Genomic DNA, 12,430 nt, shown 5'->3' on the forward strand with positions numbered 1-12,430 from the left:
GTGGCGGAACTTACCGCCGCTGTCGCATGGTGCCCTGAAGGAAATGGATGGCGACCGCCATGCGGACCATCGTCTTCCGCGCCGCGAACGGCAGAAATCCCCAGTTGATCCATCCATCGTAGCGGACAGCAAGACGTACCGCCGGCCACGTGGCCCTGGCGATCAGGCCTCTCCAGGGATGCTTCGTGGCGTCGATCGCCTCGTAACCCAGCGCGCGGTATTCGGCCGGATGCAGCCTGGCGAATCGCGCCGCGGTGGTCTCGCCCGCCTCCCGCATTTTCGCGCACACCTTTTCCAGCACGAGTGAGTCGCGGTGAACGACCCGCGCGCCGTCGGCCTGTCCGAACCTCGCCCCGGCGGCCATCATGCGCATGGCCAGGTCGCGATCTTCGAAACCGTATCCTCGATACGCTTCGTCGAAGCCGCCGACTCGCCTGAAGAGCCGCGCATCGATCATGACGTTCTGCGTCGTGAACGCCGCCGCCGCGCTGTGGCGAGACAGCCGTTCGCGTCGCGCCGTCGCGGCACCCTGATACGCGTGCCAGAAGCCGTCGTTCAGGCCCTCGATGCTACCGATCGACACGTCGGCGTTCGCCATCGCGTCGATGTGATGGAGGAGGAACGTCTCGTTATCGGGCACGCAATCCGCATCGATGAAGAGAAGCAGATCGGCATCCGATCCCGCGACACCCGCGTTTCGCGCAGCGGACCGGCCTACGTTCCGAGGGAGGCGCACGATGTCTATCCGGCCGCCAAATAGGCTCTCGAGCGCCTCGGCAGTTCCGTCCAGCGAACCATCGTCGACGATGCGCAGGCGGACGGTGAGCATGTCCGGCGCCGTGCACGCCAGTAGCGCCTCGATCGCGTCGGAGGCCCGAACGGCATCCCGATACACGGGCATCACGACATCGAGCTTTCTGCGTGCGTCGTTCAAAACGGCAGTTTGAGCGCGCGGGCGATCGGATATCGCCACATCTTGTTTGCCCAGGTCATCCATGCACGTATCGATCCGAAACGGGGGCATGTGGACAGGGCGCGACGTTGTTCGCGAAGCCTCATGAGCGTCTGCGCCCGGCTAATGCCCCCGGTTTCCACGTCGACCGTGATGCGATCGACATGCAACGCTCGCGTACTGGCGGGCAGTCGCAGAAGAAAGTCCAGGTCGCCCGTGATCCGATAGCTCGTATCGAACGCGCCGTGGCGGTCGAACAGCGCACGCGCGTGCCAGAGCCCCGGATGACATAACGGCATCTTCGGGCCGATCCGGGCGAAGTCCCAGCCGCCACCGCCTTCGCCGAGACGCTTTCCGCTCGCGTCGACCCATCGGCACCGTGACGAAACCAGGTCGTAGGACTGGCCGCCGATCGCTTCCAGAATGGAAGCGACGGCATGCTCCTCGGCGAATGCGTCGTCCGCGCCGAGGAAGCAGACATAGCGTCCGCGCGCCCGCAGAAGCGCCTTGTTCCACGCATCGTAGATGCCCGTGTCGGGCTCGGAGACGACGTGGGTGATATGATCCGAGAAGCGGTCGACGACGTCCATTGTCGTATCGCGCGACGCGCCGTCGATCACGATGAGTTCCCAGGCGCGGGACGACTGCGCCACGACTGACGCGAGGCAACGCTCGATCGTCCGCCTGGCGTTGAACGTGGCGATGACGATAGACAAAGCTGGTTCGGCCGTGGACGAATGAATAGGCATCACACCATTATGACGGCGTCTCGATGGCTGAGGAAGCGCCGCAGGGAGGACGGGAATGACTGCTGAACTGCGAGCGGGCCCAGCCAGTGGCACGATTCGATCCCCGGTCCCGGAAGTCACGTTCGATCATGGCATTTTCGTCACGCAGCGGTTCGGGGGGGTCTCCCGGTATTTCGTAGAGCTCGCGCGAGCCCTGGCCAGGGCCGGGGTACCCGTGACCGTGAGGAGTCCGATCTTCGTCACGGACGCCGTGGAAACATTGCGCCGCGAGGGCGTCGCTGTACGTGGTCGGCTCGTACCGGCGTTCAAGGGGGCAACCTGGCTCGGGAACCAACTCGGCCGGCTTGCTTCCTCGCGGTCTGCTCCGGGCCTTGTGCATGAGACTTGGTACATGGATTCCGTCGGCAAGCGATGTCCAGGCCGTATAGCCGTTACGCTGCACGACATGATAAGCGAGCTGTTCCCTGACGAAGTGACGGGTGGTCTCGAGCAGTCGCGGCGCAAACGTGCCGCCGTCAAGCGAGCAGATCTCATTTTCTGCGTGTCCGAGACCACAAGACGCGACGCCGCCGAGTTACTTGGTATCCCGGCCGACCGGATGGTCGTGACGCCTTTGGCATCGTCGCTGTCCGTGCTGCCACGCTCGCAAAGCGCGCGGCCATTCCTTCTATACGTCGGGCACCGTGGTGGATACAAGAACTTTCGGCTTCTTCTCTCGGCTTACGGATCTCGACCTCGTCTGCATGGCGAATTCGATCTCGTCTGTTTCGGTGGCCCACCACTCGATGCCTCGGAGCGGGAGCTTGTGCCTCGGGCCGGAAAAGTGGTCCACCTGGTGGGTGGAGACGATGTGCTGGAGCAGCTTTATGCGCAAGCCAGTGTCCTCGTTTGCACGTCGCGCTACGAGGGCTTTGGTCTCCCCTTACTGGAAGCGATGTCGGCCGGATGTCCTGTCGTGGCGGTTGGTGGTGGTTCGACGCCTGAGGTCGGGGGAAGTGCGGCGCGGTACGTGCAGGCAGACGATATTGACGAACTAGCCGACACCCTCGAATCTTTGCTTAGCGACGAGGCTGAGCTCGAAGCGATGTCAGCGCGTGGTGTTTTGCGCAGCGCAAACTTTTCCTGGTCCCGGACGGCGAGTCGTACGCTCGAGGCTTATGCGGAGCGACAATCGTGAGAGCTTCTTGGTGGTCGTCCCGGATTGCCGCAGGTTCCGCCATCGACCCGGAGCGTACTTCGCTGGCGGGGCGAATGCGTCGCAAGGCGGCGCTTGCCATACGGGGCCTTGCGCTTGCCATGAACCGGGACGCGCCATGCATGGTACGCGTCGAGGGGATATCGCAGCCTTTCCTTTTGCCCCTATCTCATCAGTTGCCCGCGTACCGGGCCCGCCATCGCCTTTACGATCGGATGCTTCGCGATCTCGCCGATTACATACGGGGGGAGGGCGGGCTGCGTATGGTTGACGTTGGCGCGAATGTCGGCGACTCGATACTGTCGACGGCGCCTGTCCCAAGCGACACCTTTCTCGCGTTCGAGCCGCACCCGTCATTCATTCCCTATTTGCAAGCGAATACGGCGCAGATCGCCGGTGTGACGTTGTCGGATGCCGCCTGCGGACCGGGCGAGGGTTCCGTGCAGATCCGGACAGCAGCTCGTGGTACAGCGGGGACTACCGTTGGTGAGGCGATGGAGCGCGTAGCGAGCCTTACGTCGCTGGATAGTGCACTTGAGCGTTTATGGCCCGGCGTTGCGCCCAATTTCGTTAAGATCGACACTGATGGCTTCGATGTAGATGTACTTGTCGGCGGTCGGCGCCTGTGGCGCGAGATGCATCCATGGCTCCTCTATGAGATGGATCCCAGCCTAACGAGAGGGCACATCAATCGGCATCTAGATGGTCTGGCGTTTCTGCGAGAAGCGGGATACGAGAGCGCAGCCGCCTTCACGAACACGGGGCAGTTCGACACGAGGGTCGATCTTGCGGATCGCGAATCCTGGGAGGCGTTGATGGGCGGACATAGCAAGGTAGGACCCGTCCACTATCACGATGTGCTTCTCGCGCCCTCCGAAAACGATCTCACAAGTTTCCTCGAGCTTCTGACGCAACGGCGTGACCCTGGCGCAGTAACGCCGGCAAGCGCATGAGCGTGGGTATGACGCTGGCCAGCACGTAAGCGGTGGCAGTACACCATGGCACGACGGATATGCCCCAGAACGAAAGACCGAGTACCTTCAGTGTCAAGGCCAGGATAGACAAAGCGACAGCCACCGCTACCTGGAAGGTCAGTATGCCGGCGGCGTTCAGGAACGTCGCGAAGGCCTGGCCTAACGCATCGAGCGCAGACCACACGACGAATCCGACGAGCAGAGCGGCCGGCGCAGTAAATTCGCGGTGTAGCCAGAACGTCGCTATCCAAGGGAAAAAGCCTGCGAAGGCCGTCGCTATCAATAGGGCGAATGCGCCAGCCCCGCCTAACGTCCATACGAGCGTCCTGCTGACCCAGGCGTTCTCGGACGCTGCCATTGCGTGCCGGTAAACCGGCCATAGTGGCACCCAAATCAAAGATAACGATAACGAGATCAAAGAAAAGAGCCTCTGCACGACGGCGTATTCGCCAGCTTCAGCCGGGCCACGGATCGCGGCGATGAGAGGCAGGTCGATGGTGAATGCCAAGGCGCCGCCCAGCTGCAGAGCGAAAAACAGCGCACCATCCCGTCGGATACGCGCACGAATATCGGGTCGAGCCGCACATGCCACCGGTCGGCGGTTGCCATGCAGGGGATGGCGCCAGAGCGAGACGCCGTTGAGAACGGCAGGCACAACGGTCGACGTGAGCGAGGCCGCAACAAGCCAGGCGAGCCCGGCGTCGATGAGCGCGGCGAAAATGGTCGCGATCAGAGCAACACCTTGACCGACGGCCTGCCAGCGGAAAGCAACGTGACCCATTCCGAGACCAAGCTGCGCACGCGTTGCCAGACTGAGGGGTACGCTGACGGTGGCCACGGTAAGAACAACGAGCGCTGCCACGCGCGCCTGCGCCGCCTCGGCGGCCGGGAGCCGGAGGATGCGCCACCACGGAAGAAAGGCCGCGAACACGACGCCGATTAGCATGATGGCGGCGATCGTCATCAACGTGCGCGCCGCCTCTCGGAGGATCGCCGCGATCTCGTCGTCTCGTTTACGGCCACGCGCATCGGCGATCATGTTCATCGCGCCGTTCCCGATCCCAAAATCGAGGAAACCGACAAAAGTGATCACTGAAACAAGTGTCGCCCAGACGCCGAACTCAGCCGCGCCGAGTGATCGCATCACGAATGGGAACGTCACGAACAGATTTACCGCAGCGATGGCCTTCGCGGTTAGCGACCAGCCACCCGCACGGAGGATAATGAGACCTCTTGGGCCGACCCGCCCAAGCCAGGATCGTTTCGGCGTCGTCGTCATGCGACGTGGTGGCGGTACCAGGCGACCGTCGAATCGATACCTTCATGCAACGGTATCGACGGCTTCCAGCCGAGCGATAGCAGCCTTGACGAATCGAGTCGCTTGCGCGGCGTGCCGTCCGGCTTCGTGGTGTCCCAGACCAGCCCTCCGCCAAATCCCGCCGCGCTCGCCACCGTCTGTGCCAACGTGGCAATGCTCACTTCGTCGTTGCTACCGATATTGACGGGCGCGACGTCGGAGTAGCGGTCCATCAGAAAAACGGCCGCGTCCGCCATGTCGTCCACGTGCATGAACTCACGTAACGGTGTGCCGCTGCCCCAGACGCTCACGTGATCGGTCTGGCTATTAGCCGCTTCGACGAACCGGCGGATGAGCGCCGGGAGCACGTGCGAGTTCTCCGGATGGAAGTTGTCGCCAGGTCCGTAAAGATTGGTGGGCATGGCACTGATCGCGTCGAATCCGTACTGCCTGCGATACGCCTGACACATCGCGAGCCCGGCGATCTTCGCGATCGCGTACGCCTCGTTGGTCGGTTCGAGTGGCCCCGTCAGGAGATAGTCTTCCTTGATGGGTTGAGGGCAGTCGCGAGGGTAGATGCACGACGACCCAAGAAACAGCAGCTTCCGGGTGCCGTGCTTCCAGGCCGAATGAATCACGTTGGTCTGGATAGCGAGGTTCTCGCCGATGAAGTCCGCGGGATAGGTCGCGTTCGCATGAATGCCGCCTACCTTCGCGGCGGCCAGGAAGACATACGCCGGCCGTTCAGTGGCAAAGAAGGCTTCGGTCGCAGCCTGATCGCGCAGATCGAGTTCGGCTCTCGTGCGGGTGAGGATGTTCGACGCGCCCGCGTGTTCGAGGCGGCGGACGATGGCTGAGCCTGCCAGCCCACGGTGGCCCGCGACATAAATGGGAGCGTCGAGATCGAAAGGATTCATTCGTGGCGCTCCGAGGTGGAAAAGCCGGCATGCTTCACGAGGGCGTCCCTGCGCGCCTCGCGCAGATCGTGAGAGACCATTTCCTGCACCAGCTGCGCGAACGACGTTGCCGGTTGCCATCCGAGGTTCCTGCGCGCCTTGCTGGCGTCGCCGAGGAGCGTTTCCACCTCGGCGGGACGAAAGTATCGCGCGTCGACTTCGACGACGACGTTGCCGGGCTCGAGGGCCGAGCCATCGGGAACGCTCGCGGCCCGGGCACGTTCGGTCTCACCGCTACCCTCCCATGCAAGTTCGATTCCGAGCTCGGCCGCTGCCATCGACACGAAGTCGCGCACGGAATGCTGCTCGCCCGTCGCGATCACGTAGTCCTCGGGCACGTCCTGCTGGAGCATGAGCCACTGCGCCTCGACGAAGTCCCTTGCGTGGCCCCAGTCACGTCGGGCATCCAGATTGCCGAGGAAGAGTTTCTCCTGCAGGCCGGTATGAATGCGCGTCAGCCCGCGCGTGATCTTCCTCGTGACGAAGGTTTCGCCGCGACGCGGCGATTCGTGGTTGAACAGGATGCCGTTGCACGCGTACAGGCCATATGCTTCGCGATAATTGACAGCGATCCAGTACGCGTACAGTTTCGCCACCGCGTAGGGCGAGCGCGGATAGAAGGGCGTTTCCTCGGTCTGCGGGGTCTGCCGGACTTTTCCATAGAGCTCGGACGTCGACGCCTGGTAGAAGCGCGTCGTCTTCTCCATGCCGAGAATGCGGATCGCCTCCAGAAACCGTAGCGTTCCCAGGGCATCTGCATCGGCGGTGTATTCCGGTGTCTCGAACGAGACCTGCACGTGGCTCTGCGCGCCGAGATTGTAGATCTCATCCGGCTGCACTTGCTGGACGATCCGGATCAGGTTCGTCGCGTCGGTCAGATCCCCGTAATGCAGGATGAAGCGTCGGTCGCTTTCATGGGGGTCGCGATAAAGATGATCCACGCGTTCGGTGTTGAACGACGACGCACGCCGCTTGATCCCGTGCACCTCATAACCCTTGCCTAAAAGGAACTCGGCCAGATAGGCGCCGTCTTGGCCGGTAATTCCCGAAATGAGTGCTCGCTTCACGACATCGTCCGCTGTGTATGGGTTTCCCGTAGCCGATGCGTCGACAACGGTGCTGCATTGTAATACGACGGCGGTCAGGGCTCGTTCGCTGCGGAGGGTGTCTCCGGGCGTGCCTCGATGCGGCGCTTCAGATCGTTCCCAAGGGTGCCGATATCGGCCGTGAGTCGTCCCCCGAAGTTCATCGTCTCGAGCGTCGCGAGTTGCCGGCCGGCTTCGTCGAGGTCGTCGCGCCGGATAAGCGCCCGGATATAGTGGATCCGGTAGGCGGGTTCATTCGGGGCGGCCGCGACGGCCGCCGCGGCCATCCGGAATGCGACGCCGTCGTCCCGCAGGATCGATCCGGCGAACATGCCATAGGCGGCGCTCAGGCGGGCACTCGGGCTGGGTTTCGACAGCGCGACCTTGAACGTCTTGTCGAGGTCGTCGGTGTCGAAGTGGCAAAGGGCCTGTTCCACGCAAGAGGCGAGCGAAATGAGCGCGCTGTCGTCCTGCACGGAAACAGGTTGTCGCGAAAGCTTTCCCTGCATGCTGGCCCACCACGAGGGCTGCACCGGGAGATTCATCCGTCCGTACATGTAGATCAGCGCCTGCTCCGCGAGAACGGACGAACCCGGCAGGGCCGCGGCGCCTTCGAGCGCAATGCGTGCCTTCGGAACGAAGGGCGACTGCACGTCGTAGCGGGATGCGATGATGTAGGCGCGGCCGAGTTCATACTGCGCGCGAGGCGACTCGGGCCCCCGGATGGCGAGCTCTTCGGCGAGCGATAGGGGGCTTCCCCATGCAAGTGCGGTCCTTGCGGTAAGCACTGCCGACCAGCCCAGCAAGCAGAGTCCGATCACGGCGGGCGCCATGCATAACGCGCGATGATCACGCGCTTTCGCTGCGAGCAGCGACGACGCGTAACGCAAGCCGTCGAGCACGGCGAGCACGATGCCAAGGCTTGCGAAGTAGTTCCGGTGCTCGTAAATCAGTTCGAGCGGCAACACGGTGCCGGTCAACGTGTGACAGGCGAAGAACCAGCTGCCACCCAGGGTCACGAGGGGTGCCTTTCTCCGGACGATCCAGAGCAACCAGCCGATGCCGAGCAGTGCGACGAAGCTGGCCAGCGTCGAGTAGGGCGAGAGCCAGCCGGTGCTCTGGATGAAGGCATCGTGGTAGAAGCTGAGCGAATCCCGCATCGGCACGATGGTCCACGCGATGTAGTCGAGCACGACCCGGGATTCACTGAGCAGTCTCGTCCGCAACGTGAAGTCGCGCGTTGCCCACGTGCCGTCATCGAGCACGCTGGGCACGATCCATACGGCGCCTGCCAGCATGGGTATGACGAGGATGACGATGTAAAGCGCGTACAGGGACTTGCGTGCCTGCGGCCGGTCGGTCGCGAAGCGGAAAACGATCGCCTCGACGCAGAGCGCATAAAGCGGCAGCAGGACCGCGGTTTCCTTCGCCAGCAGGCCGCCGCCCGTGCAGATCAGGAGCCACAGCGCACAAAGGGCCGCATCGCGCGGTCCGAAAAGTGAGCGAGTACGAAGCCTCACGTACCCGATCAGCCCTGCGAGCACGAACAGGTTGGCCAGGCTTTCCATGCGCTGCACGACGTACAGAACGGCCGTCAGATTGATCGGAGCGACCAGCCAGGCGAGCGCGGCCGCGAAGGCCAGAACATCGCGAAGCATCGAACTGTCGCCCGAATGGACACGGCGCATCAGCAGGCGGCAGAGGAAGAACACTAGCCACCCGTTGAGGAGGTGCAGCAAGATGTTCGTGGCTTTCATGGCCGAGGCGTCGAGACCTGAGGCGAGAACGTTCGTCGCGAAACTCAGGGACGCCAGGGGACGCTTCAGTTCGCTGGATGGCGACGACAGGGCGGCGGCGGTGAGCTCGGAGAACGATGCATGCTTCGGTTGCACGAGCGCGTTGTCGACGATGTTCGGATAATCGTCGAAAATGAAGCCGCCACCCAGGCCAGGCGCGAAGAGAATCCATACGACAAGCGTCGTCAGGACCAGAGCGGCGAAGGCGGGGATGGGGCGGCGGTGGAAAAAGTGTCCCTGCGCGCGGCTATCCGAAGTGTTCGCCTGCCCCGGAAAGGACGGCGGTGTGTCGCTGGAATTCAAGAGGGCCTCGGGCGCGGGTTGCCGGCCCGAATGCTAGCATCAATGCCTTAGGGCAACGGATTCCGCCCATTCCGGGTCCGCTCTGGCGAGCGCGCAGCACAGAATGCCGCGCGAAGGCCGGTTTCTTGCGTCACTTCCTGCACACTGCCGGAACGTACGCCGGGTTGATGCCACCTGTGCCGATCGAGCAATCCCACTGGAAGACCTGCACATCGGAGCGGGTCGTCGGGATCAGTTTCAGGGTCTTGCCGTTCACTCCAGCTGCGATATTCCGGTACGTGATCGAAATGACACCCGTGCCCGTCGCATCGATGGCGACTTGGGTGACGTAGGTGCTGGAGGCCGTCACGTAGCCGGCCTCGGGATTTCCCTTTGGATAGACGCCCTTGGCCTGGAGCGATTCGGTCACGGCGAGCTTCGCGGCGTCAGCCATCACGATCCCCTCCGACACCTTGGCCCGGATGATGAAGTTCTGATATTGGGGGATGGCAATGGCCGCGAGGATCGCGATGATCGCAACGACGATCATCAATTCAATAAGCGTGAAGCCCTGCTGGCGGTCGTTCATAGGTGCCTTGAAGGGTGGTGGGCCGGCGGGCCAGGATGGGGATGGACGTCCGGATGAAATGCAGTTTGCATGCCACGGCTTTGTGACCTGTGTCACCCTTCCGATGATCATTTCGACGGGGCAGGCCGGCCAATGCTTCCGTCCGCCAGTGCCTTTGTGAACAACGCGATGGCCTGCGTCAGATCGGCATTGCCGGGATCCTGTCGCCGCCTCAGCATCGCCAGTATCTCTTGGCATGCATCGCGCCGCCCCAGCGTCGCGTTGAGCTGGAAGAGAACCACGGCGACACCGTTGCTGTAGTCGCTGTCGATCCATGCCTTACGTGCATCGCGTTCCGCCTGTTCGAGATTTCCCGATGCGGCCTCCATGCGCGCGAGGTTATACCGCGAGCGCCAGACGACCTGCGAACCGGCATGCATGCCGTCATGATCGATCCAGCGGCGGCCCGCATTGGCCAGGCGCCGCGTGTCGACGCCGCCGTCTTCCGCCAGCTCCGTCAGGCGCTCCCAATAGCGCATCGCGTTGAGCGTGATCGGATAACCTGTGCGGTGCTCGAACTCAGTGTAGAGATCGGGAGGTATGGCGAGATTCGCGCTGCGATAGGCGATCAGCCGCCAGAGCGTAGCGGTCATCTTTTCGTTTTCCGGCCCGTGAGTTTCGGAAAGCGCGATATGTTCGAGGGCCGACTGCGTATTTCCAAGACCGATGTCGCGCGCCGCCAGTGTGGACTGCAGACGAGGCGAGTCGGGGTTGTACGATTCCTGCATCGCGAATAATGTGTCCGCATTCCCCCACGCGCCTGCCTGTATCCAGGTTGCCACGGCGTAGATAACAAGGAGAGAGGGTGCGCCGAGCATGACGGCCTGCCTGAACCCGGCCGTGGGGGTTCGATGTCGCGCCCACAGTTCACGGGCTGCTCCCGTGATCGCAATGAGTATCCCGAGATCGGGCAGGTAATTCCGATGCTCGAAATAGATCTCGAGGGGTACGACGGTCGATTCCAGCAGATGGCCGATCAAAAAGAAGCCGATGCCCAGGGCGATCAGTGGAGACCGTTTGCGCAAGGCGATCGCCAGCCCGATCGCCGCGAGCCAGCCTGCAATGGCTGCGGCGGTGGTCCATGGCGAAAACAGCCCGGTCGAGAGGCGATACGTGTCATGAAACAATCCCATGTCGTCGCCGACAGGCAGCAGCATGGTCTTGACGTATGACCACAGCACGCGGGGCTCCGTCAGGATCCGCTCGGTCAGCGTGAAGGGGCGGATCTGGTAGCCGGACGTCAGGATAGCTGGATGCGTCGCCAACCAGGCCGTGGCAAGGATGCCCGGCATGGCAACCGTAAGGAAGAAGAACCAAGTGACCGGCCGCGGGCGCGGGCTAGCCGGCGTACTCGGAAAGCAAAGCAACTCGGTGAGCAGTGCGAGTGGAATTGCCAGCACGGCGTTTTCCTTCGCGAAGGCGCCGACACCCACAATCAGGGGGAAAACGGTCCAGAGTATCAGCACGAATCTGCCACTCGCGCCGCGCTCCAGTCGCTGCCGGATCGCGACATAAACTGTCAAAGCCAGGATCGTGAAGAGCGCGCCGAGCTGCGCCATGCGCTGCACGATGTATAGGACCGTGCTGACGTGGAGCGGAATGAAGAGCCACCATGCAACGACGAAGAGGGCGCATGCCGAAGCGACCTCTCGTGTCGCCTCCATCCGCCGGAAGATCTGCCGGCAGAAAACGTAGCTTAGCGCACCGCAGATGATGTGGATGAGCAGGTTGGTGGTCTTGAATGTGGCAGGGTCCATTGCACCGCTGCGGGCCGCGTCTGCGAGGAACGACAGCATGGATACCGAACGGCCCAGTGGGCCCGAACGATTGTCGATAGCGGAGCGCCAGTTGAGACGGCCCTCGACCCAGCGCTGGATCGTATCCAGATTGGGAATGTCATCGATGAGAAACGGCCCATGCAAGCCGCCCCTGTAAATGACGACAGTCAGCGCGGCCGCGGCAAGGAATGCGACGACGCGTGCGCTGCGATTCCGCTCGAGCAATTCGATCATTCGACCGGCCTATGATTGGAAAAAGAAAGAGCCCCGCAATGCGGGGCTCTTCATGTCACGACAACGACGCGATTAGCGGCAGTTGGAGGGCAGGAACTGCGGCGAGACCGAGCCCGTGCACTTCCAAGTGATGACGCCGGTGGTGGTGGTCGGGGTGAGGACGACGTTCTTGGTGTCGACGCCCGAGCCGATATTGCGGTACTTCACAGTGACGATACCGTTGCTCGTACCCAGCGTGATGGACTCAACATAGGTCGTCGCGGTGGCGGTATAACCGGCAGCAGTGGCATCTGCCGGCATCTTGCCGGAAGACTGGAACGTCTCAGCAACAGCGAGCTTGGCGCCATCGGCGAGCACGAAGCCTTCCGACACCTTGGCGCGCTTCACGTAGTTCTGGTACTGCGGGATGGCGATGGCGGCCAGGATGGCGATGATCGCGACGACGATCATCAGTTCGATGAGCGTAAAGCCCTTCTGCATGGTCTTCATGGAACAGTTCCTCGA

General features: G+C 62.7%; 11 protein-coding genes. 2 read left to right on the forward strand and 9 right to left on the reverse strand.

Going from position 1 to position 12,430, the window contains the following annotated elements; all coding sequences use genetic code 11:
- Positions 1–10 precede the first annotated feature (10 nt).
- Both BMX32_RS10700 and BMX32_RS10705 read right to left on the reverse strand, forming a co-directional pair.
- Positions 11–997, reverse strand: coding sequence for a glycosyltransferase family 2 protein (locus BMX32_RS10700; RefSeq protein WP_170843632.1), 987 nt, complete (start codon positions 995–997; stop codon positions 11–13).
- Positions 931–1,701: a glycosyltransferase family 2 protein gene (locus BMX32_RS10705; protein WP_089978533.1), complete on the reverse strand. Its 771-nt coding sequence runs from the start codon at positions 1,699–1,701 to the stop codon at positions 931–933. The genes BMX32_RS10700 and BMX32_RS10705 overlap by 67 nt, the downstream gene beginning before the upstream one ends.
- 55 nt (positions 1,702–1,756) lie before the next feature.
- Between BMX32_RS10705 and BMX32_RS10710 the strand changes: the two genes are divergently transcribed.
- Both BMX32_RS10710 and BMX32_RS10715 read left to right on the forward strand, forming a co-directional pair.
- The gene (locus BMX32_RS10710) at positions 1,757–2,878 is read left to right on the forward strand and encodes a glycosyltransferase family 4 protein (RefSeq protein WP_089978537.1); all 1,122 of its coding nucleotides are present in this window, start codon (positions 1,757–1,759) and stop codon (positions 2,876–2,878) included.
- Positions 2,879–2,952: 74 nt separating this feature from the next.
- Entirely contained in the window at positions 2,953–3,849 is an 897-nt protein-coding gene (locus BMX32_RS10715; RefSeq protein WP_089978545.1) for an FkbM family methyltransferase, read from the forward strand.
- On the opposite strand, the gene BMX32_RS10720 is transcribed toward BMX32_RS10715, so the two are convergent.
- The 7 genes from BMX32_RS10720 to BMX32_RS10750 form a co-directional block, all read right to left on the reverse strand.
- Positions 3,782–5,149, reverse strand: a complete 1,368-nt coding sequence (locus BMX32_RS10720) for a lipopolysaccharide biosynthesis protein (RefSeq protein ID WP_089978549.1) — start codon at positions 5,147–5,149, stop codon at positions 3,782–3,784. The two genes, BMX32_RS10715 and BMX32_RS10720, sit on opposite strands and share 68 nt — an antisense overlap.
- Positions 5,146–6,084: an NAD-dependent epimerase/dehydratase family protein gene (locus BMX32_RS10725; protein ID WP_089978553.1), complete on the reverse strand. Its 939-nt coding sequence runs from the start codon at positions 6,082–6,084 to the stop codon at positions 5,146–5,148. Before BMX32_RS10725 ends, BMX32_RS10720 begins: the two co-directional genes overlap by 4 nt.
- Positions 6,081–7,190 (reverse strand): GDP-mannose 4,6-dehydratase, encoded by a 1,110-nt coding sequence (gene gmd / locus BMX32_RS10730; RefSeq protein ID WP_089978556.1) that lies wholly within the window; start codon positions 7,188–7,190, stop codon positions 6,081–6,083. Before gmd ends, BMX32_RS10725 begins: the two co-directional genes overlap by 4 nt.
- 74 nt (positions 7,191–7,264) lie before the next feature.
- Positions 7,265–9,307 carry a hypothetical protein gene (locus tag BMX32_RS10735; protein ID WP_244511498.1) on the reverse strand — a complete coding sequence of 681 codons (2,043 nt, stop codon included), beginning with the start codon at positions 9,305–9,307 and terminating at the stop codon, positions 7,265–7,267.
- Positions 9,308–9,437: 130 nt separating this feature from the next.
- Complete coding sequence (locus BMX32_RS19020) at positions 9,438–9,875, reverse strand: pilin (protein WP_089978559.1); 438 nt, start codon at positions 9,873–9,875, stop codon at positions 9,438–9,440.
- Positions 9,876–9,982: 107 nt separating this feature from the next.
- On the reverse strand, positions 9,983–11,926 hold the full coding sequence (locus BMX32_RS10745; protein WP_089978562.1) for a hypothetical protein: 1,944 nt from the start codon (positions 11,924–11,926) through the stop codon (positions 9,983–9,985).
- 72 nt (positions 11,927–11,998) lie between these two features.
- Positions 11,999–12,415: a pilin gene (locus tag BMX32_RS10750; RefSeq protein ID WP_089978566.1), complete on the reverse strand. Its 417-nt coding sequence runs from the start codon at positions 12,413–12,415 to the stop codon at positions 11,999–12,001.
- Between the last annotated feature and the right edge of the window lie 15 nt (positions 12,416–12,430).

This window comes from Luteibacter sp. UNCMF331Sha3.1 (assembly GCF_900109915.1).
Taxonomy (GTDB): Bacteria; Pseudomonadota; Gammaproteobacteria; order Xanthomonadales; family Rhodanobacteraceae; genus Luteibacter.